Source organism: Arthrobacter nitrophenolicus, from assembly GCF_000332815.1.
Classification (GTDB): Bacteria; Actinomycetota; Actinomycetes; order Actinomycetales; family Micrococcaceae; genus Arthrobacter; species Arthrobacter nitrophenolicus.
On the sequence record NZ_AOFD01000034.1, the window covers coordinates 21,145 to 46,503 of the forward strand.

The 25,359-nt window shown below is 68.2% G+C and carries 23 protein-coding genes and 9 pseudogenes; 18 read left to right on the forward strand and 14 right to left on the reverse strand.

Translation table 11 applies throughout. The annotated features are described in order from the left end of the window. Positions 1 to 4: 4 nt before the first annotated feature. A complete protein-coding gene (locus G205_RS12880; RefSeq protein ID WP_035753003.1) occupies positions 5 to 739 on the reverse strand; it encodes a GAF and ANTAR domain-containing protein in 735 nt (244 codons plus the stop codon). Between the two features lie 100 nt (positions 740 to 839). Here G205_RS12880 and G205_RS12885 point away from each other — a divergent pair, with 100 nt between their 5' ends. The 5 genes from G205_RS12885 (at position 840) to G205_RS12900 (ending at position 3,541) form a co-directional block, all read left to right on the forward strand. Then, complete coding sequence (locus G205_RS12885; protein WP_235046908.1) at positions 840 to 1,367, forward strand: GAF domain-containing protein; 528 nt, start codon at positions 840 to 842, stop codon at positions 1,365 to 1,367. Then, positions 1,364 to 1,558, forward strand: a complete 195-nt coding sequence (locus tag G205_RS22895; protein WP_235046909.1) for an ANTAR domain-containing protein — start codon at positions 1,364 to 1,366, stop codon at positions 1,556 to 1,558. The genes G205_RS12885 and G205_RS22895 overlap by 4 nt, the downstream gene beginning before the upstream one ends. 9 nt (positions 1,559 to 1,567) lie before the next feature. Then, positions 1,568 to 1,900, forward strand: coding sequence for a hypothetical protein (locus G205_RS12890; protein ID WP_009358354.1), 333 nt, complete (start codon positions 1,568 to 1,570; stop codon positions 1,898 to 1,900). 172 nt (positions 1,901 to 2,072) lie between these two features. Next, on the forward strand, positions 2,073 to 2,801 hold the full coding sequence (locus G205_RS12895; protein ID WP_009358355.1) for a GAF and ANTAR domain-containing protein: 729 nt from the start codon (positions 2,073 to 2,075) through the stop codon (positions 2,799 to 2,801). A gap of 2 nt (positions 2,802 to 2,803) precedes the next feature. Then, positions 2,804 to 3,541, forward strand: coding sequence for a GAF and ANTAR domain-containing protein (locus tag G205_RS12900; protein ID WP_009358356.1), 738 nt, complete (start codon positions 2,804 to 2,806; stop codon positions 3,539 to 3,541). 10 nt (positions 3,542 to 3,551) lie between these two features. Here G205_RS12900 and G205_RS22900 read toward each other — a convergent pair whose 3' ends face one another. From G205_RS22900 to G205_RS22910, 5 genes and pseudogenes are all read right to left on the reverse strand, one after another. After that, positions 3,552 to 4,037 carry a siderophore-interacting protein gene (locus G205_RS22900; protein WP_009358357.1) on the reverse strand — a complete coding sequence of 162 codons (486 nt, stop codon included), beginning with the start codon at positions 4,035 to 4,037 and terminating at the stop codon, positions 3,552 to 3,554. 36 nt (positions 4,038 to 4,073) lie between these two features. Continuing rightward, positions 4,074 to 4,208: pseudogene (locus G205_RS23510) on the reverse strand (hypothetical protein); the annotation flags it as partial. Between the two features lie 7 nt (positions 4,209 to 4,215). Then, positions 4,216 to 4,470 (reverse strand): annotated as a pseudogene (locus G205_RS22905) (siderophore-interacting protein); the annotation flags it as partial. Continuing rightward, a complete protein-coding gene (locus G205_RS12910; RefSeq protein WP_235046910.1) occupies positions 4,470 to 5,147 on the reverse strand; it encodes an ABC transporter substrate-binding protein in 678 nt (225 codons plus the stop codon). The pseudogene G205_RS22905 and the gene G205_RS12910, both read right to left, overlap by 1 nt. After that, positions 5,144 to 5,479, reverse strand: coding sequence for a hypothetical protein (locus G205_RS22910; protein WP_235046911.1), 336 nt, complete (start codon positions 5,477 to 5,479; stop codon positions 5,144 to 5,146). The genes G205_RS12910 and G205_RS22910 overlap by 4 nt, the downstream gene beginning before the upstream one ends. A gap of 124 nt (positions 5,480 to 5,603) precedes the next feature. On the opposite strand from G205_RS22910, the gene G205_RS12915 reads away from it, so the two are divergent. From G205_RS12915 to G205_RS12960, 10 genes and pseudogenes are all read left to right on the forward strand, one after another. Next, on the forward strand, positions 5,604 to 6,680 hold the full coding sequence (locus tag G205_RS12915; RefSeq protein WP_009358359.1) for a FecCD family ABC transporter permease: 1,077 nt from the start codon (positions 5,604 to 5,606) through the stop codon (positions 6,678 to 6,680). Positions 6,681 to 6,783: 103 nt separating this feature from the next. Beyond that, entirely contained in the window at positions 6,784 to 7,779 is a 996-nt protein-coding gene (locus tag G205_RS12920; RefSeq protein ID WP_009358360.1) for a FecCD family ABC transporter permease, read from the forward strand. Positions 7,780 to 7,781: 2 nt separating this feature from the next. Beyond that, positions 7,782 to 8,597 (forward strand): ABC transporter ATP-binding protein, encoded by an 816-nt coding sequence (locus G205_RS12925; RefSeq protein WP_035753007.1) that lies wholly within the window; start codon positions 7,782 to 7,784, stop codon positions 8,595 to 8,597. A gap of 218 nt (positions 8,598 to 8,815) precedes the next feature. Then, complete coding sequence (locus tag G205_RS12930) at positions 8,816 to 8,995, forward strand: hypothetical protein (RefSeq protein WP_009358362.1); 180 nt, start codon at positions 8,816 to 8,818, stop codon at positions 8,993 to 8,995. Between the two features lie 176 nt (positions 8,996 to 9,171). After that, complete coding sequence (locus tag G205_RS12935) at positions 9,172 to 9,369, forward strand: hypothetical protein (RefSeq protein WP_009358363.1); 198 nt, start codon at positions 9,172 to 9,174, stop codon at positions 9,367 to 9,369. 128 nt (positions 9,370 to 9,497) lie between these two features. After that, positions 9,498 to 10,442: a hypothetical protein gene (locus G205_RS12940; RefSeq protein WP_009358364.1), complete on the forward strand. Its 945-nt coding sequence runs from the start codon at positions 9,498 to 9,500 to the stop codon at positions 10,440 to 10,442. Between the two features lie 155 nt (positions 10,443 to 10,597). Further along, positions 10,598 to 11,367 (forward strand): annotated as a pseudogene (locus G205_RS12945) (CPBP family glutamic-type intramembrane protease). A gap of 57 nt (positions 11,368 to 11,424) precedes the next feature. After that, positions 11,425 to 12,453, forward strand: coding sequence for a nitronate monooxygenase (locus tag G205_RS12950; RefSeq protein WP_009358366.1), 1,029 nt, complete (start codon positions 11,425 to 11,427; stop codon positions 12,451 to 12,453). 123 nt (positions 12,454 to 12,576) lie between these two features. After that, positions 12,577 to 14,667, forward strand: a complete 2,091-nt coding sequence (locus G205_RS12955; protein WP_009358367.1) for a penicillin acylase family protein — start codon at positions 12,577 to 12,579, stop codon at positions 14,665 to 14,667. Continuing rightward, positions 14,664 to 15,259: pseudogene (locus tag G205_RS12960) on the forward strand (GNAT family N-acetyltransferase). Before G205_RS12955 ends, G205_RS12960 begins: the two are co-directional and overlap by 4 nt. Positions 15,260 to 15,269: 10 nt before the next feature. On the opposite strand, the gene G205_RS12965 reads toward G205_RS12960, so the two are convergent. The 3 genes and pseudogenes from G205_RS12965 to G205_RS12975 all read right to left on the reverse strand — a co-directional run bounded on the left by G205_RS12965 (position 15,270) and on the right by G205_RS12975 (position 17,460). Then, the gene (locus G205_RS12965) at positions 15,270 to 15,449 is read right to left on the reverse strand and encodes a hypothetical protein (protein ID WP_035753009.1); all 180 of its coding nucleotides are present in this window, start codon (positions 15,447 to 15,449) and stop codon (positions 15,270 to 15,272) included. A 53-nt stretch (positions 15,450 to 15,502) separates the two neighbouring features. After that, positions 15,503 to 16,210, reverse strand: a complete 708-nt coding sequence (locus G205_RS12970) for a hypothetical protein (protein ID WP_009358369.1) — start codon at positions 16,208 to 16,210, stop codon at positions 15,503 to 15,505. Positions 16,211 to 16,420: 210 nt separating this feature from the next. Then, positions 16,421 to 17,460, reverse strand: a pseudogene (locus G205_RS12975) (NAD(P)-dependent alcohol dehydrogenase). Positions 17,461 to 17,611: 151 nt separating this feature from the next. On the opposite strand from G205_RS12975, the gene G205_RS12980 reads away from it, so the two are divergent. Beyond that, the gene (locus G205_RS12980; protein WP_009358370.1) at positions 17,612 to 18,496 is read left to right on the forward strand and encodes a helix-turn-helix transcriptional regulator; all 885 of its coding nucleotides are present in this window, start codon (positions 17,612 to 17,614) and stop codon (positions 18,494 to 18,496) included. A 12-nt stretch (positions 18,497 to 18,508) separates the two neighbouring features. Here the strand turns inward: G205_RS12980 and G205_RS12985 are convergent. Continuing rightward, positions 18,509 to 19,653 (reverse strand): annotated as a pseudogene (locus G205_RS12985) (PQQ-dependent sugar dehydrogenase). A 320-nt stretch (positions 19,654 to 19,973) separates the two neighbouring features. Here G205_RS12985 and G205_RS12990 point away from each other — a divergent pair. After that, positions 19,974 to 21,351: pseudogene (locus tag G205_RS12990) on the forward strand (LLM class flavin-dependent oxidoreductase). Positions 21,352 to 21,373: 22 nt separating this feature from the next. On the opposite strand, the pseudogene G205_RS21175 reads toward G205_RS12990, so the two are convergent. The 4 genes and pseudogenes from G205_RS21175 to G205_RS13010 form a co-directional block, all read right to left on the reverse strand. Next, positions 21,374 to 21,768, reverse strand: a pseudogene (locus G205_RS21175) ((R)-mandelonitrile lyase). Between the two features lie 46 nt (positions 21,769 to 21,814). Further along, entirely contained in the window at positions 21,815 to 23,044 is a 1,230-nt protein-coding gene (locus G205_RS13000; protein WP_009358371.1) for an MFS transporter, read from the reverse strand. Positions 23,045 to 23,113: 69 nt separating this feature from the next. Next, the gene (locus G205_RS13005; protein ID WP_009358372.1) at positions 23,114 to 24,013 is read right to left on the reverse strand and encodes a DUF817 domain-containing protein; all 900 of its coding nucleotides are present in this window, start codon (positions 24,011 to 24,013) and stop codon (positions 23,114 to 23,116) included. After that, the gene (locus G205_RS13010; protein WP_035753013.1) at positions 24,006 to 24,824 is read right to left on the reverse strand and encodes an oxygenase MpaB family protein; all 819 of its coding nucleotides are present in this window, start codon (positions 24,822 to 24,824) and stop codon (positions 24,006 to 24,008) included. Before G205_RS13010 ends, G205_RS13005 begins: the two co-directional genes overlap by 8 nt. Positions 24,825 to 25,021: 197 nt before the next feature. Here G205_RS13010 and G205_RS22915 point away from each other — a divergent pair. Further along, positions 25,022 to 25,359: pseudogene (locus G205_RS22915) on the forward strand (HNH endonuclease); the annotation flags it as partial.

Consider the following 25,359-nt stretch of genomic DNA (forward strand, 5'->3'; position numbering starts at 1 on the left):
GCTGCTACCCGTCGAAGTGGGTCTGGATGCTGTCGCCGGAGAGCTGTTCGATCAGTTCGGTGGCAACATCACGCAGCTTGCGGTTGCGGTTGCTGGAGACCTTGGTGAGGATGTCCATCGCCTCGGCCTGGGAGCAGCGGTTTTGCGCCATGATCACGCCGCAGGCCAGGTTGATGGCGGTCCTGCTCTCCAGCGCCGCCTCAAGGTCCTCCGCCCGGTTCTGGGCGGTGTTGATCCGGACGGACAGGTGCAGCGTGTTGTGGGCTGCCGCAGCAAACCCCCCGGCCTTTTCATAGACGTCCGCGGTGAAGGCTCCCGGCTTGGTGGCAAAGAAGTTCAGGGCTGCGCGGGCGTCGCCGCTGATCTCCAGCGGCACGCCCAGGGTGCTGTGCACGTTGGCGGCGGCAAGCGCCTCGTTGTAGGCGGGCCAGCGCGGGTCCTTGGAGACGTCGTCGATCATGACCGACGACATCTCGCGCAGGGCCCGGATGCAGGGACCGTCCCCCAGGCTTTGCTCCACGTGGTCGAGGTCCAGGGCGCGCTGGCTGCTCCCGGCCGCTGTGGCCGGCCGCCGGCGGAGCTGGAGCGTCACCGCGCATTCGATCTGGTCGTCGGCAGCTTCGGACACGGCCGCTGCCGCCAGGCCGGAAAGTCCGGAGAGGAATTCCACCGCGTTCTCCGCGCCCACCAGGATTTCCTGCAGCTGCTGTATTGACTCGTTATCTGCAGAACTCGACATGGGGACATCTTACTGGCCGCCCGGAAAAAGGAGCCGTGACGTCCGGGGAAACGTAGCCCCCTCCCGCAGGGCGGGGAACGGCTTGGCATATGCTGGGCGTATGGCGCAGCAACTACCCCTGGACGAGCTCAGCACGATTATTGCTCGCATCCAGGGCCTGCTGCTGACGGAGGAAAAAGTGACCACGGCGGTCCAGCTCCTGGCCAGGGCGGCGAAGGAATCGGTGCCCGGAACCATCGGCGCCGGCGTTTCCCTCCTGGATGCCCGCGGCCGCCGGACCAGCAGCGGCTACACGGACGGCATTGTGGAAAAAGCCGACGCCGCCCAGTACGAATACGGCGAGGGCCCATGCCTGACGGCCTGGGCCTCGGAGAAGCCGGTCCTGGTCCAGGACGTACATACCGATCCGCGCTGGACCGGCTGGCGCAACGCCGTCCGGGACCTGCCCGTCCGGGCCGTTGTGAGCGCCCCGCTGATCGCCGGCAAGGAAGCCCTGGGCGCCCTGAAACTGTACGCAGCCACCCCAGCCACCTACGACGACTCCAGCGCCAGGCTGCTGCAACTCTTCGCCGGCCCGGCCGCCACCCTGCTCTCGCATGTGCAGGCCAGCGAGACTCCAAAAGGATGACCGAAGGCCTGCAGCTCACGCTGAACACCCGGGATACGGTCAATCAGGCATGCGGCGTCCTCATGGAACGGCTGGGCGTTTCCCGCGATGCCGCGCTGCAACAGCTGCTCCGGCAGGCCAGGGAGCGGGCCAATACCCTGCAACAAGTCTGCGAGTCTGTCCTGGCCGGGACGCCAGCATCCGGAATCTAGGCACCGCCCATGGGCTTCGATCCAAATGAACCGGAACAACGGCGCCGTCTCCGCGCAGCACTGCGGGCAGCGGACATCAGCGTCTCCGAGCTCTGGCTTAAATACTTCAGCCTCTCCGGCGATGCCGGTGAATATGAAGTGGAAGCCTACTTGCAGGGACTCCTGTCCCTGCCCGCCGTCCAGCGGGACCTGCTCGCTTTGGCAGCCAACGAAATGATCGACGAACTCCCCCGGCCGCGCGCTCCATATTCGGACGACTTCGACCGCGAAGCGGAAGAGCTGGACAACCGGGATGAGTCCGGCGGGGCCGCTGGCGGGCGCGCTGCAGAGGCGGACGAATAGCAGTCGCCGGACGGGGGCGCCGTATCGGAAAGCCTTGCACAAGCGTAGTGTCGAAGGTAGGAGATTTCGGGATGGCAAGAGGATCCGGAGGTTGAATACAGGGGCCAGTCCGCAGTAAGCGCGGCGGCCGACAGCCAGGGCAGAAGCTGGCGCAACCAGGAATCGGGGCCTTATGGCCGGGAATGATGCGCTGACCACAGCTGAGGAATACCAGGACCTGCTGCTGGAAAGCGCAGGGTTTGCTGAGTTCCTCCTGGGGCTGGCCGCAATCTCCGCCTCGCAGATCGCCGACGGCACGGCGCCGGTGCTGTGCACCATCACAGTGGAGCGCGACGGCGCCCCCTCCACCGTTGCCAGCAGCACCGAGGAGGGGCGGCGGCTGGACGAGACGCAGTACGTGGCCGACGCCGGCCCCTGCCTGACGGCGGTCCGGCAGCAGACGGTGGTCCTCATCGACGACATCGATGCCGATACGCGCTGGGGTTTGTACGCCAGGGCGGCCCTCCAGCAAGGGGTGCATTCGATGATGGCGGTGCCGATACCGACAGATTCCCCGGCCAGGGCCGCACTGAACTGCTACGCGCAGCGGGCACATGCATTTGACCAGCGGACCGTAAGCCGGGTGCAGGGGCACGCCCAGTCCCTGTCCCGTATCCTCCGGCTGGCCCTGCGGCTGCACGCGCCCGAGGCCTACACGGGGCACCTTCGGAATGCCCTGAAATCCAGGGCGGCCGTGGATGCTGCCATTGCACTGATCATGCTGCAGCACCGCGGCGGTCGCGAGGATGCCCTCGAACTGCTCCAGGTGGCCGCCAAGTCCAGCGACCGCCGGATCCAGGACATCGCCAGGGACATTGTGGACGGAGGAAGCTTTTCCGCCGCCCGGCTGGATGGAGGCTAGGAATGGGCATCGAGGGCCACGTACCGGACACTGATACCCGCCTGCAGGAGCTGGTGCTGGACAGCCGGGACGTCCGGGACTTCCTGGCGGAGCTCGCTGTGCTGGCGGCCGCCCGCCTGTCCGGGCCGGGCAACACCATCCACAGCGGGGTTACGGTCCTGCGCCGCAAACGGCCGGAGGTCGTTGCCTGCAGCGATGCCGTGGCAGCGACCCTGGATGAGCTGCAGAACAGCTTTGGCGACGGCCCCTGCCTCACTGCGCTGCGTACGGGGACAACCATCCTGGCGGCGGACCTTTCCACCGAGCAGCGCTGGACGCCCTATGTTCGGGCCGCGGCTGGCCAGGGGGTGTCCTCCATCCTTGCGGTGCCGCTGGACCTGGCCGGGGAGGCCGAAGCGGTCCTGAACCTCTATTCCGACCGTGTCGACGGATTCTCGGGTGAGGATATTACGACAGTGGAGGCTTTTGCCGGACAGGCCGCCAGTTCGCTGCGGCTGGTTCTGCGCATCACCCATCTGAGGGAAACCCGGAACGACCTGGCCGCCGCGATGCAGTCCAGGACGGTGATCGACATGGCCGTGGGAGCGATCATGGCTGAGAACCGCTGCAGCAGCGATGAAGCTTTTGCCATCCTCACCAGGGCTTCCAACGCGCGGAACGTCAAGCTCCGGGAGGTGGCGGCGGCGGTTGTGACGTCGATTGCCGGGCAGCAGCAGGTCCCCACCTACTTCGACGAATGACACGGGCGCTTCACCGCTGCGGCACGGGGATTCCGTTGACGCCCGAGCCGGCCTTCCCGAGGCTCCAGTAGCCCCGGAGTTCCGATGCCCTGGGATCCACACCCGACTCTGTGAGGCACCGGCGGAGGGATCTGACCGTTGCCGCTTCGGCACCGATCCACGCGTACGGATGCCAGGTCCCGGCGTCGGAGGCAAGTGCCTCCTGCACCGCTGCCAGGAGGCGGGCACCGCGCTGCACGTCGCCGGTGCCGCGATGGAGCCACGTCACCTGGACACCGCTTTTCGTAGCCAGCGGAAGGACGTCCGCGGCTTCGGGGACTTCGAGGAACGCGTGGCCGCTGATCTGCGGCGGAAGCGCTTCGAGGATGGAACTGACCGCGGGAACCGCCGTTTCATCCCCTGCCAGCAGGACCCGGTCCGAGCGGCCGGGTTTCCAGTTGATCCCGGCTTCGGGCAACGGCGTTGCCGCTGTCACCGCGGTGATGTCCGGGCCCACGAACCAGGCCGGGCAGCCTGGGGTTGCCTCCAGCGCCCAGCCGGATCCCGGCCCCGGCTGGCTCCCGGGTCCCCGGTGGAGGACAAAGTCGACGTCGACTTCCGGGCCCGAGGGGGGGCCGGCGCAGCGCCCGGACCGTGTAACTGCGGATGAAGCCGCGGCCGGGCTGATACTGTCGCAGCCAGTCCTGGTACCAGCCGGCCTGCAGGACGCCGTTCACGCCCGGAAGTCGCAGTGGATGGCCCGGGTTGGGCAGCAGCAGCTTGAGGCGGAGGTCCAGGGTTGGGCCCGGCACACCGAAGTCCAGCAGGGAAGGACCGGTTAACGTGACGCGGCGGAAGTGCGGGGACAGGTCCCGCACTTCCGCCACCACTGCTTCGAACACCCGCACGGGGTGCCCGGAAACCGGTTCTGAAGCAGCCATCAGGGGCATTACGGCAGCTGCGGATCAACGCCGTAGTGGTTGGCCAGCTCGGTGATCACGGCGTGGGCACCCTGGATGCTGACCGATGCCAGGAACGTGGCGTCATCAACGTTCTTGACCTCGCCCTGGAGCCGCTGCCACAGCGGGTTGGACTGGAAGGCCTCCTGCTGGGCGCGGGCCTTGTCACCCTCGGCGCCGGCGGGGGTGAAGGCGCTGACCATCACCAGGCCGGCGTCGCCCTGCAGGATCTGCTCGGCAGAGAGCGGGACGAAGATCTCCTTGTCGCTGTCCGGCTGGTCCTTGGGCCGCGGGATGTTCATGTCCGCCATGATCTCGCCAATGAAGGAGTTCGAGGAATACAGGCGGGCGGTGTCACCGCCGGTGAAGCGGATCAGCGAGTAGGTGGCGTCCGGCTTCTTTGCCAGGATCTCGGCGCCGACCTTTGCCGCACGGTCCTCGTATGCCTTGACCAGTTCCTCAGCCTTGGCTTTCTTGCCCAACGCCTCGCCGAGGAAAACAACATTCTCCTTCCAGGTGGGACCGGTGCTCACGGAAAAGATGGTGGGCGCGATCTTGGACAGCTGCGAGTACAACGCCTCGTGTCGGACCTTTGCGGACACGATCAGGTCCGGCTGCAGTTCCAGGATCTTTTCCAGGTTGGGCTCGGCCAGGGTTCCAACGTTCACCGCATCCTTGGTGGCATCGGCAACGTCGCGAGGTACGGGGCGAAGGGGGCCTTGGGGTCCTGCCGGTACTGCACGTAGCCCACCAGGTCAGCCTCGAGCAGGAGCGCCGCGTCGATGTAGCTGGGATCCAGCGCAACCACGCGCTTGGGGACCTCTTCGATGGTGGTGGAGCCCATGGTGTGTTCCATGGTCAGCGGGAATCCGGCGGCTTCGGCAGCGGCGGTGGTGGCGGTGCTGCTGGTGGTGGCGGCCGGGGAGCCGCAGGCCGCGGTGGCCAGAAGGACCAGGCCGGCGGCGGCAGCAGTGAGCTGCCTGGAGATGCGAGTTTTCACGGGGATGCCTTCATAAACGGAACGGGTCTGCGACGCATTAGGTAAGGCTTACCTGCGTCTGCCGTAGACTGTAGCAGGATTTGGAGAATAGCTCACAAACCCGTGACGTAATAGAAAGTCCCATGTGAAAACGCTGAACCTTGAGGCGGGCCCCACGGACGAGCGGGCGCCGGCAGGACCCGCTGCGCCCGCTCCCCCGCGCCGGAAGGCTCCCCGGAACCGGACAGCCTGGTTCCTGGCCTCGGTACTGGCACTGCTCCTGGCCAGCGCGCTCAGCATCTGCATCGGCGGGCAGCCCTCCTCGCTGCAGGAAGCCTGGCATGCCCTGTTTACCCCCACCGGCAACGTCATGGACGTGACCATCCGCGAGCTGCGCTGGCCCCGCACCGTGCTCGGGATCTGCGCCGGTATCTGCCTCGGCCTGGCGGGAACCCTGGTCCAGGGCCACACCCGGAATCCCGTGGCGGACCCCGGCCTGCTGGGGATCAACCAGGGTGCCGCGCTGGCCATCGTGGCTGCCATCGCCATTGCCGGCGACCTTCCCGCCCTGGCCCAGGCACTGCTGGCCTTCGCCGGCGCCCTCGTGGCCAGCGTCCTGGTGTTCATGATCGGCTCGGCGGCCCGCTACGGTGCCACCCCCGTGACGCTGGTGCTTGCCGGTGCCGCCGTCACCGCACTGTGCTCCGGGCTGGTGGCCGGCATCGTCCTGCTCAACGACCAGGCCCTGGACACCCTGCGTTTCTGGCAGGTGGGTTCCCTGGCCGGCAGGACCGGCGTCCTTCAACTGGTGTGGCCGTTCATCGCGGCCGGGGTGGTGCTTGCCCTGCTCAACATCCGCGCCCTGAACGCCCTGGCGCTGGGCGCGGACACCGCCGTTTCGCTCGGCATCTCGGTCCTCCGGGCACGCGCCGTGGGCATTGGGGCCGTCACCCTCCTTGCCGGCACTGCCGTGACCCTGGCAGGTCCCATCGCCTTCGCCGGCCTCTTGGTTCCCCACATCACCCGCGCCATCACCGGCCCGGACTACCGCTGGCTGGTGCCCGTTTCACCCTTCACCGGCGCCACGGTGGTGCTCCTCGCGGACACGGCGGGACGCCTGATCGCCAGGCCCGGCGAACTCTCCGTTGCCGTGGTCCTTGCCGTGGTGGGCGCACCCTTCTTTATCTACCTGGCCCGGCGAAAAAGGCTGCAGACGCTATGACCGTCCTCCAGAAGGCGCAGCAGGGGAAACTTCCCAGGGCATCACGCGTATCAGGGCCCTGCGCGCAGGCCCTGTTTCCATCCGTTTCAACGTCCACGTACTGGTGGTGTCGGTCCTGCTGGTCCTGGCAACGGTGGCCGCCATGGCGCTGCACGTTGCCTTCGGCGGCACACCGATGGCCTACCCGGACGTCCTCCGCGCGCTGCTGGGGGACGACTCCAATACCCGCATCCACCTGGCAGTAACGGAGTTCCGCGCACCGCGGATGGTGGCCGCCGTCGTAGTGGGAGCGTGCCTGGCAGCCGCCGGCGCCATCACCCAGACGGTGGCGCGGAACCCCTTGGCAAGTCCGGACCTGCTGGGAGTGACGGCGGGCGCCTCGCTGGGTGCCGTGACGGTGCTGGTCATCGCGGGCGGGGGCCACGCGGGCCTGAGCGGGCTGGCCGCGACGGTGGGAATGCCCGCCGCCGCGTTCACCGCCGGCATCGCCAGCGGATTGGCCGTCTATCTGCTCTCCTACCGGCGGGGGCTGGACAGCTACCGCCTGGTCCTGGCAGGCCTGGGCATCTCCGGCCTGGCAGCCAGCCTCACCACGTGGATCCTCACCCTGGGCGATGTGACAAGTGCCGCCCAGGCGCTGACGTGGATGATGGGCTCGCTCAACGGAAAGGACTGGGAAACCGTCCGGCCCATGGCGATCAGTGCTGCGGTGCTGCTCCTGGCTGCGATGTCCAGCGGCAGGTGGCTGCTGCTCACCAGCCTGGGTGAGGACACCGCCGTCGGCCTCGGTGTCCGGATCGGCGTGGTCCGCCTGGTTGTCCTGGCCCTCGCCGTCCTGCTCGCGTCGGTGGCGACCGTGACTGCGGGACCCGTGGCGTTTGTCGCCCTGGCCAGTCCCCGGATTGCCCGGGCGCTGACGTCCACGGTGATTCCCTCGGTGGGCGTGTCCGCCCTGGTGGGCGCCATCTTCGTGCTGCTGGCGGACACCCTGTCCGCCAATGCCCTCGCCGCCCCGCTGCCGGTGGGCGTTGCCACCGCCGTGGTGGGCGCACCGTTCCTGATACACCTGATCCTCAAGTACCAGCGGAGGCTGAGTTGAACATGTCCACCCCGCAACAGGGCCTCCGCGCCCGGGACCTCAGCCTTGGCTACGAGGGCGCCGACATCATCAGCGGCCTCACCCTGGACGTCCCCGACGCCCGGGTCACCTCCATCATCGGCCCCAACGGCTGCGGCAAGTCCACGCTGCTGAGGGGGCTCGGCAGGCTGCTGAATCCCCGGTCCGGCGACGTGCTGCTGGACGGCATCCCGCTCCGGGAACACTCCACCCGGCACATCGCCACCCGCATCAGCGTGCTGCCGCAGGCCCCCACCGCGCCGTCCGGCCTGACGGTGGCGGACCTCGTTTCGCGGGGCAGGCACCCGCGGCAGAAGTGGTACCAGCAGTTTTCCGCCTCCGACGAACGGGTGGTGGAGGCTGCCCTGGAGGCAACAGACATTCTGGAACTGGCGGATTCGCCGCTGGAGGACCTCTCGGGCGGGCAGCGGCAGCGGGCCTGGATTTCGATGACGCTGGCGCAGGAAACGGGGATCCTGCTCCTGGACGAGCCCACCACCTACCTGGACCTCGCCCACCAGGTGGACGTGCTGGAACTCGTCCGCCGGCTGTACCGTGAGCACCACCGGACCGTGGTGATGGTGCTCCACGACATCTCGCTGGCCGCGCGCTACTCGGACCACATCATCGCCATGAAGGACGGGGCCATCGTGGCGCAGGGCACCCCGTCCGAGGTCATCACCCCCGAGTGCCTGCTGGAGGTGTTCGGCCTGGACGCCCACGTGGTGGCGGAACCCACCGAGGGCCGTCCGCACGTCATACCGCTGGGGACCGTGGGGGCGGCACCCGTCCATACGTGATGAGATTCACTTGCAATAATCGGCGATTTGGTTGAGAGCACCCTTTCGGTTTCGGCACCATGGAAGGGCAGGGCAGGATTCATTTTCCGGCCCTTAACCCATCCTGGTGACGCAATGAGGCGCGCCGGCATGCCCAGCGGGCGGCCGACCGCCCCATGACGCGAGCAGGCCGATTTTCCGGCTTTACCGGCCGGACCAATGCAAGGAAGTACTGAACAATGACGTTTGAAACTGCCGAATCCGTGACCCTCAAAATCTGGGACCGCTCCGCCGTGCACACGACCCTGGACACGTTGGTGGAAGACCTCTCCGTGCGCCACAACACCGACAAGAGCCGGATCGCCGTGACCTGCAGCGGCCCCAACACTTTCACCCTCAGCCTTAACCCCGCACTCTAGGCCGGGGGCTTCCCCCCGGTGTGCTTGCTCACTTAATCCCGGTTCCGGTTGCCATTCATCCGGGAGCCATGCAGACTAAAACCTGGGAATGCGCTTTCCCATCTGCTTGTCCTCACCGACGAGGACACGGCCGGACACGACCAGGCCGCCAGACCGCAAGAAATGGAAGTTGAATAATGACGTTCGATGCCACTGATTCCGTAACCCTGAAGATCTGGGACAAAGCCACCCTCCACCACACCCTGGACTCCGCGATCAGCGATCTTTCGGAACGGCACAACACCACCACGTGCCGCGTTGCGGTGACCTGCAGCGGACCCAACACCTTCACGCTGAGCGTTCGCGGCGAGGACAAGGCCCTGGTGGGCGCCTAAGCGGCGACCCTCCTCTAAAGCAAAGCGTACGACGCCGGCACCGCCCGCCGTCGTACGCTTTGCTTTAGTCCCGGGCAGATGGCCGGGAGGCCATGGTGCGCACCCGGAGGCCCCTGCATACTGGACGGGTGACGGTTCGCAAATGGCAGGGCCATGGGGAGCAGCGTGGACCGCGGGATGTCTGGTCCGACTGGACGGCCGCGGACGACGCCGGCGAAACGGACAGGGCAAGGGCGCTGGCTGGCGAGATGCTGCGCCTCGCCCCGGATTCCTTCTACGCCTGGTTCCATGCCGGGCTGCTGTCGAAGGCGCTCGGCAAGTGGGCTGAAAGCCTGGAACGCAACGCCCGGGCGGTTGAGCTCTTCACGCCTGTGGAGGCGGCGGACTTCGACGGCGTCAACCCCGCTGCCTGGAACCTGGGAATCGCCTCCACGGCCCTGGGCGACTGGGCAACGGCCCGCCGGGCGTGGGCTGCCTACGGCATTGGCGGCCTGGGAACCGGCTACGATCCCATCGACTCCAATTTTGGCCTGGCGCCGGTCCGGCTGAATCCGGACCAGCCAAGCCTTCCCCACCAGGTGCTGCCCTCCGCCGGCGCCACCGAAGTGGTCTGGTGCTGGCGCAGGAGCCCCGCCCACGCGGTCATCGCCAGTGTGCCGCTGCCCGAATCCGGGCACCGGTTCCGGGACGTGGTCCTGCACGACGGCGAACCGAAAGGGTTCCGCCAGCTGGACGGGCAGGACGTGGCAGTATTCGACCAGCTCCTGCGGCTGGAGGACTCAGGGCTGCCCACATGGCAGGCCCAGGTGACCGGGGCAACGCCGGACGACCTCCAGGAACTGTCCGACCTTCTGGAGCGGCATGGCATGGGCGCGGACGACTGGTCCGGGATGCGCCTGCTGTGTTCGGAATGCTCGCACGGAACCCCCGACGACGGGCACCACCACGTGCCGGCATCGTCCGATGCCACGCAGCTGGGGCTGGCCGGCGCCGAGTCCCAGCTACGCCCTGTACTCGACACGTGGCTGGAGGCCCGGCCCGCCGCGGACCTGGAGTTGACGCTGCTGTGGTGATCCGGCACCTCGTCCGGCGTCCGGCCGGCAAGTAGACTTTTGAGCATCCACCGGAAGCGCCACTGAAGCATAGGGACGTGATGAGGCAGCAATCACAGGCGCAAGCCGATCTCCAGAGCGCGGAAGCAGGGAAGCCCGCCCGGACCACACTGGCGGTGGTTCCCGCAGCCCTCGTCTCGGCGTCGGGCTTCCTGCTGTTCGCACGGGAGGACCGGATCTTCGGCTTCACCCTCCTGGCCGCGGCACTGGTCCTGGCCGGCATCATCAGCCGCCGGCTCCTGATCGACCTTGCGCTGATCGCGGTGGGGCTGACCGCCATGAGCCTGGTCCCCATCACCACGGACATCAGCACCGGACATATGGCGGTGATGGGAACCGCGATGATCCTGGCGGTGGGCATCCCCTACGCCGTGTCCCGGTTCGTCACCAAGGACCATGCCATCCGTTTCCCCGTCCGGACCGGGCAGCCGTGGACCCGCGCGGAGAAGTGGTACCTGCCCGCCGTCCTGTTGATCGGGTACGCCCTGATGCCGGTGTACATGATCCGCACCGGCGTCTACAACAACTGGCCGGCGGTCAGCGACGCGGACGGCATCGCCCGGCTGTTCCTGGGCACCAATGTGCTGGGGATCTGGGATGAACTGTTCTTCATCTGCACCGCCTTCACCCTGCTGCGCCGGCACCTCCCCGACTGGCAGGCCAACCTGCTCCAGGCCGTCCTCTTCACATCCTTCCTCTGGGAACTCGGGTTCCACGCCTGGGCGCCGTTCTTCATCTTCCGTTTGCCCTGCTGCAGGCCCGGCTCTTCACGGTCACCAAGTCCCTCTCCTACATCGTCAGCGTGCACCTGCTGTTCGACTTCGTGCTGTTCCTGGTGCTGATCCATGCCCACAACCGGGAATGGATCGACATCTTCCTCTACTGATTCCGGCCAGTTCCGCAGCTGACCCGGCGGCCAGCCAGCCTGATACGGAAGGACTCCATGAGCCACCAGCACAACTCCCGCTTCGATCTTGCTTCCCTGCCGGTTCCCGTCATCCAGGCACCCATGGCCGGCGGACCGTCCACGCCGCGGCTGGCTGCTGCTGTGAGCGAGGCGGGCGGACTGGGTTTCCTGGCCGCCGGCTACAAGACGGCGCATGCCATGCGGGCGGAGATCGAAACCGCCCGCGGCCTCACGGGCAGGCCGTTCGGCGTCAACCTTTTCGTTCCGCAGGCCCCCTTCAGCACCCCCGATGCGCTCCGCGCCTACGCCGATGCCCTGGCGCCGGACGCTGAGCGCTTCGGCGTCCGGCTGGGCGATCCCCGGCACGACGATGACGACTGGGACAACAAGGTGCACGTCCTGCTGGAGTTGGCGCCCGCCGTCGTCTCCTTCACCTTCGACCTGCCGGAAAACACAGTCATCGGCGCGCTGCAGGAGCGGGGAAGCGCCGTGGTCGCCACCGTCACTTCGCGCGCCGAGGCCCTGCAGGCGCTCGACGCCGGCGTGGACGCGCTCTGCGTGCAGGGACCGGAAGCCGGCGGCCACCGCGGCACCTTCGATCCCGCCGCCGACGAGACGCAGCCCCTGCACACCCTGCTGGCCGGGCTTGCCGACCTTCCTGTCCCGCTGATCGCCGCTGGAGGAATCGCCACCGCAGCGGACGTCCGGGCGGCCCTGGCCCTGGGCGCAATCGCAGTCCAGGCGGGCACGGCGTTCCTGCGCGCAGACGAGGCCGGAACCAAGGCCGCGCACCGGGCAGCATTGTCGTCCGGAAGCTTCACCGCCACCGCCGTCACCCGGTCCTTTTCCGGCAGGAACGCCCGCGGCCTCACCAACGAATTCATGCGCCTGCACGACGCCGAGGCGCCCTACGGCTACCCGGAGATCCACCACATGACCACTCCCCTGCGCGCAGCGGCCGCGGCAGCCGGTGATCCGAACTGGCTCAACCTCTGGGCGGGCACCGGGTTCCGGCATGCGGTGGACGGACCCGCCGCCGCGATCCTGGCAGCGCTCACGCCGTAGGCTGCAGGGCGGTTTGTTGCGCCACGGGTTTTGGGAATGGCCCGCCTCTCCCCGTACCCTTACTTAGGCTTGGCTTACCTAAGAAAGGGACCCGACCCGTGCCCACCCCCACAACTCCGCCCCATGGCCGCTGAGACCTTCCGCGACCCGTGGGGCATCCCCCATCTGCGCGCCGGGTCGGCCACCGAGCTCGCCTTCCTGCAGGGTGGGAACGCCGCCACGGACCGCTCCTGGCAGGTCGAGGTGGAGCGGTGGCGATCCGAGGGCAGGACCGCCGAACACCTGGGACCGGACGGCGTGGTGTGGGACCGGTTTGCCCGGCAGGCGCGGATCGATGACACCGCCCGCCGCTGCTTCCACAACCTGGACCCGGCCACGCAGCAGTGGTGCGGGGCCTACGTGGATGGTGTGAACAACGCCCTGGAAGCCGGCCGGCGGGAAGCCCGGGAGTTCCGGGACACGGCCACGGCACCCGCCCGCTGGGAGCCGTGGACTCCGCTCGGCGTCTTCCTGGTCCACCACATCCTGTTCAGCACCTTCCCCAACAAGCTTTGGCGTGACCACGTGGCCCAGACCCTTGGCGCGGAAGCGGTGGAGCTGTTCAGCATCGAGGCACCGGTCTGGGCGGGCAGCAACGCCTGGGCTGCCACGGGAGGCCGGACGGGCTCCGGCGCTCCGTTCATCGCCGGCGACCCGCACCGGCTCCTGGAACTTCCCGGCGTCTACCAGCAGGTGCGGCTCGCCTGCCCGGAGTTCGACGCCGTCGGGCTGGCTTTTCCCGGCGTCCCCGGCCTGCCGCACTTCGGCCACACGGGGACGGCGGCATGGGCGGTCACCAATGCCATGGCCGACTACCAGGACCTCTACCGTGAACAGCTCAGGCGCGACGGCGCCACCCTCCAGGCACTCGGCCCGGACGGGTGGGAGCCGGTGGTTGCCGACCACCAGGAGGAGATCCTGGTCCGCGGCGCCGCCACGGAAACGGTGCACGTGGTTGAGACAGCCCGCGGCCCTGTCATCTCGGGCGGGCCCGACGGCGGCGCGCTGAGCCTGCGGGCACCGTCGCGGGCCGGGGGGCAGCTGGGTTTCGAGGCCCTCCTGCCGCTGCTGCGGAGCCGAAGCGCCGCCGATATTGAGGCTGCGCTGCAAGCCTGGGTGGAGCCGGTCAACTGCGTGCTCGCCGCCGATACCGGCGGCGACGTCCGGCAGCTGGTGGCGGGCAAGGTCCCGGTGCGGAACCCGGAGAACCGGGTCCGTCCCGTTCCGGCCGAATCCCCGCAGCACCGGTGGTCGGGCACATGGGTGGACCTGCCGGCGTCCCGCGTGGACGCTCTGGCCGTGAACGCGAATGACCGGGAGTCCGGCGGCGGCAGCCTGACCGGGCTGGAGTTCGCTCCCGCCCACCGGGCTCACCGGATACGGCAGCTCCTGGAAGACGCCGGGGACAACCTGGACGTTGAAGACATGCAGCGGATCCACATGGACTGCCGGCTGGGGTCCTGGCCCGCGCTGCGTGCCCTGCTGGCGGGGCCCGGTGGGAAAGATGGGATTTCCCTGTCCGCCCCCGCCGCGGAACTGCGGGACCGGCTGCTGGCCTGGGACGGATCCATGCATGCCGCCAGCACTGACGCCGCAGCTTTCACGGCCTGGCGCTCGGCACTGGTGGTGGAGCTGGCCGGCGACCCCCTGCTGGCACGGCTCACGGCGTCCGCCGGGCACTCGGCCCTGTTTGCACCGTGGCTTAACCCGGTCTCCCGGGTTGGCTTCGCCCTGGAAACCATCATCGCCAAGGGTGCCGGGCACGGCATCGACGTGGCGGCCGCGGCGGGGCGGGCGCTGGAGGCGGCGGCAGCATCGCCGTCGTCCGCTGCCTGGGGTGAAAGCCACACGGTACTGCCCCTGCACGCGCTGTCTGATTTCCCGGGCGCAGGTGCCGCCGCACCCGCCGTGCCGGCCACCGCCCTGTCCGGGGACACCAGCTGCGTGCTGTGCACGGAAAGCCTGCCGGGCGTGACGGATGCGTCCTTCCGCGGACCCGTGGCCCGCTACGTCTGGGACCTTTCCGACCGTTCGAAGAGCCGATGGATCGTGCCGTTCGGAGCGTCCGGACAAGCAGACGACCCGAACTTCCTCAGCCAGCTGCCGCTTTGGGCCGCCGGCGAACTCCTCCCCGTTGTCACCGACTGGGACCAGCTCACCAAGGAGACTCCATGACAAGCATCGAGGCCGGACTTACGCACGCAACCCGGGACGCCGTGTACGAGGAGGACCTCCCGGGCCTGGGCCGCCTCCGGCTGCTCCGCCTGGCACCTGAACAGGACGCGGACCTGGTGCACAGCTGGGTGCGGGAGGAGCGCGCCCGGTTCTGGGGCATGAACGGCTGGAGCCGGGACGAGGTCCGGGACGTCTATGCGTTCCTGGACAGCCTGGACACGCACCACGGATTCCTGATGACCGTTGACGGCGAGCCTGCCGGCGTATTCCAGACGTACGAGCCGCTGCACGATCCCGTGGCCGAGGTGTATCCGGCCCGCGCCGGGGATGCCGGCATCCACCTGCTGCTGGCCCCGGCTGAACGCCCTATCCCGAACTTCACGGCGACCCTGCTGTCCGGCTGGTGCGGTTCGTGCTCTCCGATCCGGCGAAGAACCGCGTGGTGGCGGAACCGGATGCCCGGAACGCCAAGGCCATCGGCCGGCTCACCGGCTTCGGCTTCGAGGCCGGGCCCAAGGTCCAGCTGCCCGAGAAGGAAGCGCAGCTGGTGTTCCTGGACCGGGAAGCGTTCGAATCCCGGACTGCGGAGTAGGGACTGGCCCCTACTCCTCGCCGGTGTCCTGGGCTTCCAGGTACTTTGCCATGGCTTCGCAGGCCTGGTTCCAGCGTGCGTTGAGCGCGTGCCTGTTCAACGGCGAGAACATGCCGTCGAGCACTTTTTCCACTGCGTCATATGCGGCGTCCCGGACTCTTTCCTGCGCCGCCGGGGTGTAGTAGTTCATGCCAGTAATTCGTTGTGGTTGCGGGAACGGATGGCGGGAAACCTGCGGGGTTTCTAGCCCGCCGGGCGGAGCGAGGTGATCATCCGGCGGATGTTCTGGTACTCGGTGGTGTCCATGTACCTCCGGGCCTGTTCCAGGTAGGGAAGGGACTCGGTGCCCGGGGTCCTGTTGTTCTCCGGGTTGTAGAACGCACCGAACATTGCGGCGGTGGGAGGCCAGGTGAAGAAGTGGAACATCGGGCAGGCCAGGTCCCCCGTGGGGGCGGGAACGGAAACGATGCCGTAGGCGGCGGCCGGCGTGTCAGCGGGACCGGGCGTTGCGGTGTTGCCCCGGGTTTCGTAGATGAACCGTGGAGTCTCGCCGTCCTGCGCCAGGGCGGGCAGCTCCTGCGACTCCAGGACCTCATAGGGGTACTTCTCCAGGCAGGTGGAACCTGTGGCCATGTTGGTCCGCAGCGTTGCCATCGGCCTGCCCGCCTCGTTCGTCACCTCGGCGAAAGCCCCGCCGCCTTCGGGCAGTTCCCCGGCCGGATCGCGCACGCTCCACGTGGCGGGGAGGTCGAACGCCAGCTGGCCGTCCGCCGTCGTAAAGGTCTTCAGGGAACCCCTCGTGGTGGTGGCCGGTGCGGGACTTGCTGTTTCGGTCGGTGACGACGTCGCTGAGGGGGTCGGGGAGGCGGACGCGGCCGTGGTGGTGGGCGACGCCGCCGGCGGTCCTGCCTGCGGGCCGCAGCCGGCCACCGCCGCACCAACGAGGATCACCGCGGGAACCAGCCGGCGGACCTTCTCATCACACCCTCCCGGGGCTTGGAAAACTGGTCCTTCCATTGTGGAACCGGGGCTGGATTCGGGATCCGGGAGCGGACTGATTGCCGCCCAACCGTTGCGGGGCATAACAAAAGGACCCGGCGCCCCACGCACGACGGCGGGTCGGCACCTTCCGGGGCCGGCCCGCCGTTACGCGGGTCCCTGCTACAGCGTGGCGGTGTCGATCACGAAGCGGTAGCGGACGTCCGAGGCAAGGACACGTTCGTATGCGTCATTGATCTTCCCTGCCGGGATGACCTCGATGTCCGCGCCGATGCCGTGCTCGGCGCAGAAGTTGAGCATCTCCTGGGTTTCGGGGATGCCTCCGATCATCGATCCGGCGAAGGACCGGCGGCCGCCGATCAGCGCGAAGGCGTTGACAGGGAGCGGTTCCGCGGGGGCACCCACGTTGACCAGGGCGCCGTCGAGCGTCAGCAGCTGCAGGTAGGCGCTGATGTCGATGGAGGCGCTGACGGTGTTGATGATCAGGTCGAAGCTACCGGCCAGCTGCTCGAACGTGCCGGGGTCGCTGGTGGCGAAGTAGCTGGTTGCGCCCAGGCGCAGGCCGTCCTCCTGCTTCTTGAGCGACTGGGACAGGACGGTGACCTCGGCGCCCATGGCGGCGGCGAGCTTGACGGCCATGTGGCCCAGTCCGCCAAGGCCCACCACGGCCACCTTCTTGCCGGGGCCGGCGCCCCAGCGGTGCAGCGGCGAGTAGGTGGTGATTCCTGCGCACAGCAGCGGGGCTGCGACGTCCAGCTCCAAGCCGTCCGGAATGCTCACCACGAAGTGCTCGGTGACCACAACGTGGGTGGAGTAGCCGCCCTGGGTGATGGTGCCGTCGCGGTCCTCCGCGCCGTAGGTGCCCACCATGCCCTTGAGGCAGTACTGCTCGTCGCCGTTCAGGCAGTTGGCGCATTCACGGCACGAGTTAACCATGCAGCCGACGCCCACGCGGTCGCCCACCTTGTGCTTGGTCACGGCGGAGCCACTTCGGTGACGACGCCGGCAATCTCGTGGCCGGGGACCAGCGGGTACTGCTGCGGGCCCCAGTCGCCGCGGACGGTGTGGATGTCCGAGTGGCAGATGCCGGCGAACTTGATCTCGATCAGGACATCGTGCGGGCCAACGGCGCGGCGTTCGATGGTGGTGGGGATGAGGTCCTCGGAGGAGGACGGTGAGGCATAGGCCTTGACGGTAGTCATGGGTCTCCTGTGATGTCTTTGGGGGTTATCGAAATGCTACAGGGCTACATGGACATCAAACCGGCAGTTGGGATCCGTAAGGAGGGCCCTGCTGTAACTGGTTCTGGCAGACCCACCCTTGGCTTTCCGGATCCGTCGTAACGTGTCCCCTATGGATAACCGAGCCGAAGTCCGGCAGTTCCTTTCCACCCGCCGTGGACGCATCACGCCCGAGCAGGCGGGACTCGAGCCCTACGGGGGCCGCCGGCGCGTGCCCGGGCTGCGGCGTGAGGAAGTGGCCCGGCTGGCCGGGGTCAGCGTGGACTACTACACCCGGCTGGAGCGCGGGAACCTTTCGGGTGTGTCCGACAGTGTGCTGGATGCGATTGCGCGGGCCCTGGAACTGGACCGGGCAGAGCACGACCACCTCTACGATCTTGCCCGGGCGGCCAACACCTCGGGCCGGAAACGCGTTGCGGCTCCCGTCCCGTCCGGGGTGCGGCCGGAGCTGCAGTACCTCCTGGACGCCATCACCGAAGCGCCCGCCTTCATAGGCAACGACCGGCTGGACATCGTGGCGGCCAACACGCTGGGCTACGCGCTCTACTCCGATATGTACCGCAGCACCGCCAGGCCGGGAAACCATTCCCGCTTCATCTTCCTGGATTCGCGGTCCCGCGATTTCTACGTCGATTGGGACCGGGCAGCCAACACCAACGTTGCCATCCTGCGCCGCGAGGCGGGCCGGAACCCGCACGACAAGGGCATCGCCGAACTGGTTGGCGAGCTGTCCATGCGCAGCGAGGAATTCCGGACGCTGTGGGCTGCGCACAATGTCCGCCGCCATTACGCCGGGACCAAATTCTTCCGGCATCCGGCGGTGGGACTGCTGGAACTGAATTACCAGGTGTTGGGACTGGAGGAGGACCCCGGGCACTCCCTCACCGTTTATCCGGCCACCCCCGGCAGCCCCTCCGACGAGGCGCTCAAGCTCCTCGCTTCCTGGGCCGCCACCGAGAAGATCGTGGAACTGGCGCAGGCCGGCGCGCGGAGCTGACGGAGCTCCGGCTCACCCCTCCGCCAGGTCGACGGCGAGGATCCGGTCATCCCCGGGTTGCGGGCGGCCGCGGCCGTCGGTGTTGTTGGTCAGGAACCACAGCCGGCCGTCCGGCGCCACTGTCACGTCCCGGATCCTGCCGAACTCGCGGCTGAAATGCTCCGCGGAGGTGCCGGGATCCGAGACGGGGACAGACCGCAGGACCTGGCCGCGCAGGTTGGCCACGAACAAGGTACCGCCCGCATGGGCCATGCCGCTGGGGCTCGCCGCGCCGGGCCGCCACTGCTGGACCGGGTCCACGAAGCCATCCCGGCCCGCGATCCCTTCAACGGTGGGCCAGCCGTAGTTGGCGCCGGGGGTGATGATGTTCAGTTCATCCAGGTGTTCTGGCCGAACTCGGTGGCGAACATGGTTCCGTCCTCCGCCCAGGCCATGCCCTGCGGGTTCCGGTGGCCGTAGCTGTAGACCAGCGAACCGGGGAAGGGGTTGTCTGCGGGAGCGTCGCCGTCGGGGGTCATCCGCAGGATCTTGCCGGCCAGTGAGCCGCGGTCCTGGGCGCTGTCGCGCCGGCTCGCGTCACCTGCCGTCACGTAGAGCATGCCGTCGGGGCCAAAAGCGATCCGGCCGCCGTCGTGGATGTTTGCCGACGGGATGCGGTCAAGGAGCGTGTCCGGGCGCCCCAGCGAGAGGGACCCGGGTTCACCGCTGACGGGGAAGCGCTGGACCCGGTTGCCGTCCTCCGCCGTCGAATAGACGTAAAGGTCGCCCTGGCTGCCCACGGCGAGGCCCAGCAAGCCGGACTCGCCGCGGGCCGCCACCCCCTCCACGGTTCCGATGGACCGGGAGGAGCCGTCAGGAGCGAGTTCAAGGATCTGCCCGCTGTTGCGTTCGCTCACCAGCGGCGTCCCATCCCGGAAGACCACCGACCAGGGAGCGTCAAGGTCCGCCGCCACCTGCTGCGGCGCGCCGGCGATGGTGGCAGCTGCGGCGGGAGCCCCGGGCGCGGGTGTGGTGGGAGCCGGGGCGGACGGCGGCGCGGCGGATGTCGCGGGGGCAGCGGATGTGGTGGCCGGCGCGGGAGCAGGGGCGGCAGTGCAGCCGGCCACTAGAAGGCTTGCCCCGAAAACGGCCACAGCAGCCAGGACCCGGTGACGCATGCGCTTCTCCCCTCGACCCATGTCCCTACCTTTCCAGCCACATTAACCCGCGTTGCGGATCATGGCGCCGCGTTGCCTGTTTTGACCCCGGAATGGCGCAATAAGTAGTGCCGTTTCCTCCCGTTGAGCTTCCGTTTCACGGTGCTGGCCAAGGCCGCAGCGGCCGTGTTTAGGTGTTTCAACACCCCGGCGCGTCGGGCACAATCGTCCGACGCCGGCACTCCCCTGCATCCCTTTTCCGCGCCTTCCCGCGCCGTCCTTCCTGGCCGGCGTCCGGCGTCGTACCCGCCACCTCTTCCCACACTCGAAGGAGTACCCGCATGGCTTCCCAGACCCCGTCCCCGCAGCGCCAGCTGCACCTCAACGCCTTCCTCATGAGCACCGGACACCACGAGGCCTCGTGGCGGCTGCCGGAAAGCGACCCCCACGCCGGCAGCCGCGTGGAGCATTACCAGCAGCTGGCCCGCACCGCCGAACGGGGCAAGCTGGACTCCATCTTCTTCGCCGACTCCCCCGTCCTGTTCGGCGAAGTGGGACGCCGTCCGGCCGGCAAGCTGGAACCCACCGTCCTGCTGACCGCCATCGCCGGCGCCACCAAGCGGATCGGGCTCATCGCCACCGCCTCCACCACCTACAACGAGCCGTTCAACCTGGCCCGCCGGTTCGCCTCCGTGGACTGGGTCAGCGGTGGCCGGGCCGGCTGGAACGTGGTGACCACGGCCGGGCCCGACGCCGCCCGGAACTTCGGCGTCGACGACCAGCCCGCCCACGCCGTACGGTACGAGCGGGCGGCCGAGTTCATCGAGGTGGCCCGGAAACTCTGGGACAGCTGGCAGGACGACGCCATCCTCGCGGATAAGGCCGACGGCGTCTGGGGCGACGCCGAAAAGATCCGCACCATTGACCATGAGGGCAGGCACTTCAGGTCCGCGGTCCGCTCAACGTCCCCCGCTCCCCGCAGGGGCACCCGCTGATCGTCCAGGCTGGCTCGTCCGAGAACGGCAAGGAGCTGGCCGCCCGGTACGCGGATGCCGTGTTCACCGCGCACCAGACCCTGGCCGACGCGCAGGAGTTTTACCGCGACCTGAAAGCCCGCACCGCCGCCGCCGGCCGCAACCCGGAGAGCATCAAGATCCTGCCCGGCATCGTGCCCGTGATCGGCGCGACGGAAAAGCAAGCCCTGGAACTCGAACGCGAACTGGACCGGCTGATCAAGCCCGAGTACGCCCGGATCCAGCTGGCCAAGACCCTCCGCGTCAATCCCGAAGACCTCCCGCTGGACCGCCAGCTGCCCGCCGACCTGCCCAGCGAGGATGAGATCGAGGGCGCCAAGAGCCGCTACACCCTGATCGTGCAGCTGGCCCGCCGCGAGCAGCTCACCGTGCGGCAGCTGATCGGCCGGCTGGGCGGCGGCCGCGGGCACCGGACCTTCACCGGCACCCCGGTGCAGGTGGCGGACGCCATCCAGGAATGGTTCGACGGCGGGGCGGCCGACGGCTTCAACATCATGCCGCCGGTGCTGCCCTCCGGGCTGGACGCTTCGTGGACCGGGTGGTGCCCATCCTGCAGGAACGCGGACTGTTCCGCACCGACTACACCGGCCGTACCCTTCGGGACCACTACGGCCTGGCACGGCCCGGGAACCAGTACGCGGACGCCGGGGCGGCACAGCTGGCCTCGATCGGCGCGGCGTTCTGACATGCGCCGCCGGCGGGGAGCACTAGGCCCGGTACTCCTCGTCGGTCACGTGCTCCAGCCAGGTGACCACCTGCCCGTTACCGTCAGCTTCGTGCATGGCAACATGCGCCATGAACCGGTCCGGAGCAGCCCCGTGCCAATGCTCCTCGCCAGGCTCGATGTACACGACGTCGCCGGGCCGGATCTCCTGGACCTCCCCGCCGCGCCGTGCCACCAGTCCGATGCCGTCCGTGACGTACAGGGTCTGCCCCTTGGGGTGGTGGTGCCGGCGGTCCGTGCGCCGGGGGCGAACCGGACGTGGGCACAGCCGATGGCTGACTGCTCATCCGGGTTGCGGATGCTGTCGATGTGCACTGATCCGGTGAACCACTCCTCCGGCCCGGCTGCCGTCTGGCCGCCGCTTGGGGTGTACTTCATGTCGTCCTCCTAAGGTTTCGGCTTAAAGGGAAGTCTTTCCAAATGGTCATGCTGCCTGCCTGGCGGCACGTGCGGCCTGGAATGCCAGGACGGCCGCGGCCAACAGGACGCCCGCGCTCACCAGGAACGTACCGCGGTGGCCGGTGGAGTCGAACAGCACTCCACCCAGTGTCGACCCGATGGCTATCGACGTCTGGACAACGGCGACCATGAGGCCGCCGCCCGCCTCAGCATTGTTTGGCATGGCCTTCGCCAGCCAGCTCCACCAACCCACGGGCGCGGCCGTGGACATCAGGCCCCACAGGCCCAGGAGGACCACGACGGCGGCGAGCCAGCCGCCGGCGGGAACGAGCGCCGCGGCCAGGACCGCCATGAGCACCGGAAGAATGACCAGCGTCCGGTACAGGCCTTTCCCGAGGAAGCGGCCGATCAGCATGGTGCCCGCAAAGCCGGCGACACCGATCACCAGCAGGACCAGGGAGACTGTGGCCACGTCCGCCCGCGTCACGGTTTCCAGGAACGGGCGGATGTAGGTGAAGAGGATGAACTGTCCCATGAAGAACGACCCGCAGGCGGCCATTCCCCAGGCGACGGGCCGGCTTTTCAGTCCTGAGAAGACTCCGAACGGGTTCTTCGCCGCGGACGCGCCTGCCGTGATTTTCATCGAAGGGAGGCTGAACCACTGCCACACCAGGGCGAGCACGGCCACCGGCACCAGGCACAAGAACGCGCCCCGCCAGCCCACAATGGAGCCGAGGTAGCTGCCCAGCGGCGCGGCGACAACCGTTGCCAGCGCGTTGCCGCCATTGAAGATCGCCAGTGCCTGGGGCACCTTGTGCGCGGGGACCAGGCGCATGGCGGTGGCTGCCGAGATGGACCAGAACCCGCCGATGACCACGCCGATCAGCGCGCGGCCGATCATAAAGGGCAGGTACCCCGGCGCCAGGGCAACCACCGCTCCCGAGACAGCCATAACCGCGGTCAGGCCCAGCAGGAGGGTCTTGCGGTCCATGGTTCCGGCCAGGCTGGACACCGACAGGCTGGCCAGGACGGCGAAGAGGCCGGAGATTGCTATGCCCTGCCCCACCATGCCCTCGGAGACCTGGAGGTCGGATGCCATGGGTGTGAGGAGGCTGACCGGCATGAATTCGGAGGCGATCAGGGCGAAGACGCACAGCGACATTGCGAAGACGCCTCCCCAGTGCGCCCGGTGGTGTTCGCGGACGTCCGGTGCCGGGGCCTTCTTGCTGCTGGTGACGGCGGTAGTGGAGTCCATAGCCTTCATCAAACCCCGGGGCCAAAGTTCCAGCGAGGGCCCTGCTGGAACGGGTTATGGCAGTACCCCTTACTGCCGCACCGCGGACGACGCCGGGACTTCCCGCCGTCGTCCGTTTTCGCCTTCCGGCGGCTGGGGTTTGTAGACCCACGCCACCAGCACCACGGAGATGATCATCAGCAGGAACCACGCCACGAGCTTTTCCAGCCCCACGGGATGCCAGCCGGCCACCTGGCTCGGGTACAGCCAGGCGCCGGACCAGGTGGCGATGTTTTCGGCAATCCAGATGAACAGCGCCACCAGCAGGAATGCGGCCACCAGCGGCATGCGGAACTGCCTGCGGAACACCCGGAAGTGCATCACGCACCGCCCGTAGATGATGACGACGGCGGCCAGCAGCACCCAGCGCAGGTCCCAGATGTAGTGATGCGTGAAGAAATTCGCGTAGATGGCCGCGCCCAGGAGCGCCGTGATCCAGCGCCGCGGGTAGGCAGCGAAACGGAGGTCGAAAAGCCGGTAGACCCGCACCATGTAGGAACCCACTGCTGCGTACATGAAGCCGCTGAACAGGGGCACCGCGCCGATGCGCAGGAAGCCCTCGGCCTCGTAGGACCAGGAGCCGGCGTCGGTCTTGAACAGCTCCATCACGGTGCCCACGATGTGGAACAGGATGATCACCCGCAGTTCGCGGAGCGTCTCCAGCTTGAACAGCACCATGAGGACCTGGATGGCGACGGCGGCGATGGTCAGGAAATCGTTCCGGGCCAGGGCAGCGGTGTCCGGGTACCAGAGCCGCGCGGCCATCAGGACGGCGAGGAGCGTGGCACCGAAGATGCACGCCCAGCCCTGTTTGAGGCCGAACACCACGAACTCGGTGACTTTTGCTTTGTAGCCGCCGGCCGGGGCGGTGGCCAGGAAGCGGCGGGCCCGTTCATCGATCCGCTGCTCAACTGAAGTGGAACTACGCACTGGCTCCCTGACGCTGTATGGGCTGGCGGTTCTTGCGAAGGTCTTTATCGAGTTCGGCCAGGCAGTAGTCCTTGAACCAGTGCCGGATCCGCCGCGGAAGCCGGGGGTACACCACGGCCAGGACCGCCATGGTGCGGTCGAAGCGGCGCTGCCGGCGGTGGTTCCACGGCAGGCCGAAGTCCTCCCGCAGCTGCGGCGGCAGGAGCCCGGCGGTGAGGAACCTTGCGGGCGGGATGATGGCGCGGTACCAGAGTGCGGTGTGCTTGGGGTAAAGCAGGCCTCGGCCCACCCGCACGCCGCCCGCTTCCGCGCGCAGCGTGGAGATGCGTCCGTCCCAGTAGCGGCGGAAGGCGGCACGGTCTGCCGGCCACAGCTCCCGGGGCAGCTGCAGGGCCGTCCCGATCCGTGCGTAGTCCTGGTACATGGCGTCGGCTGACTCGTCGTCGAGCGGGCCGTAGATCTTTTCGATGATGGTCACCGCGGTGTCATAGAGCGTGGCAACCACCCAGAGCTGGAGTTCCGGATCGTAGGCGTTGTAGCCCGGCGAAGCCTCGGTGCCGGCTTTCCGCACGGGAACGTGGGCGCGGTTCACCCTGCGCCGGACCTCTTTCACCTGCTCGTCCGTGCCATAGACGATGGCGTAGACGTAGGTCAGGGTGCCTTTGAGCCTGTTGACCGGGCGGCCGACAAAGGAGCTGTGCTCGTCCACGCCGCGCCCGACGGCTGGGTCTGCGAGCTGCAGCAGCAGAGCCCGTCCCGCTCCCACGAGCAGGATGGTTTCTGCACCGTAGTCGGCCATTCCTCGCACCATTTCAACAGGCTACCGGAGGGCGCATGAACCGACGACGCCGGGCGGCCGGCATGTGGAAACCCGCCGCGGTGATGGGGGCTGCTGACTCTGCGGTGCCGGTTGCAGCCCGGACATCTTCCGGAACCCACTGGCCGCGGTTTTCCACATAGGCGCTGGTCGTGGCGGGAATTGTCAGACCGTGCTGGAAGACTTTGTTTATGGAAGTGGTTGGGGCGGCGGCAGAGCCAGGGGACGGAACGGTTGCGGGGCTTTATGGTGTCCCGACTGTTTCGGACGTGCTTGCCCTGCTCGCCCGCGTGCCTGTTGCCTCCGCTGGTGCGGGGATGATTGACCAGTTGCGGCAGCTGGAGGATGTGAAGTCCCTGGCCGGTGCCCGGCAGGCCGACATCACTGTCGCCTTTGATGGGTTCCAGCGGCGGGTCCAGGCCGCGGCCGGCGTCCCGGCCGACGAGCAGGGCGCCGGCGTGGCTGCCCAAATTGCCCTGGCGCGGCGGGAATCCCCCGCCAAGGGCGGACGGCTTTTTGGCCTGGCGAA

Excerpts from the sequence above, each read along its gene's own strand:
- G205_RS12880 (WP_035753003.1), bottom strand. The coding sequence starts at position 739 with ATGTCGAGTTCTGCAGATAACGAGTCAATACAGCAGCTGCAGGAAATC.
- G205_RS12885 (WP_235046908.1), top strand. The coding sequence starts at position 840 with ATGGCGCAGCAACTACCCCTGGACGAGCTCAGCACGATTATTGCTCGC.
- G205_RS22895 (WP_235046909.1), top strand. The coding sequence starts at position 1,364 with ATGACCGAAGGCCTGCAGCTCACGCTGAACACCCGGGATACGGTCAAT.
- G205_RS12890 (WP_009358354.1), top strand. The coding sequence starts at position 1,568 with ATGGGCTTCGATCCAAATGAACCGGAACAACGGCGCCGTCTCCGCGCA.
- G205_RS12895 (WP_009358355.1), top strand. The coding sequence starts at position 2,073 with ATGGCCGGGAATGATGCGCTGACCACAGCTGAGGAATACCAGGACCTG.
- G205_RS12900 (WP_009358356.1), top strand. The coding sequence starts at position 2,804 with ATGGGCATCGAGGGCCACGTACCGGACACTGATACCCGCCTGCAGGAG.
- G205_RS12925 (WP_035753007.1), top strand. The coding sequence starts at position 7,782 with ATGTCCACCCCGCAACAGGGCCTCCGCGCCCGGGACCTCAGCCTTGGC.
- G205_RS12930 (WP_009358362.1), top strand. The coding sequence starts at position 8,816 with ATGACGTTTGAAACTGCCGAATCCGTGACCCTCAAAATCTGGGACCGC.
- G205_RS12935 (WP_009358363.1), top strand. The coding sequence starts at position 9,172 with ATGACGTTCGATGCCACTGATTCCGTAACCCTGAAGATCTGGGACAAA.
- G205_RS12950 (WP_009358366.1), top strand. The coding sequence starts at position 11,425 with ATGAGCCACCAGCACAACTCCCGCTTCGATCTTGCTTCCCTGCCGGTT.
- G205_RS12955 (WP_009358367.1), top strand. The coding sequence starts at position 12,577 with ATGGCCGCTGAGACCTTCCGCGACCCGTGGGGCATCCCCCATCTGCGC.
- G205_RS12965 (WP_035753009.1), bottom strand. The coding sequence starts at position 15,449 with ATGAACTACTACACCCCGGCGGCGCAGGAAAGAGTCCGGGACGCCGCA.
- G205_RS12980 (WP_009358370.1), top strand. The coding sequence starts at position 17,612 with ATGGATAACCGAGCCGAAGTCCGGCAGTTCCTTTCCACCCGCCGTGGA.
- G205_RS13000 (WP_009358371.1), bottom strand. The coding sequence starts at position 23,044 with ATGGACTCCACTACCGCCGTCACCAGCAGCAAGAAGGCCCCGGCACCG.
- G205_RS13010 (WP_035753013.1), bottom strand. The coding sequence starts at position 24,824 with ATGGTGCGAGGAATGGCCGACTACGGTGCAGAAACCATCCTGCTCGTG.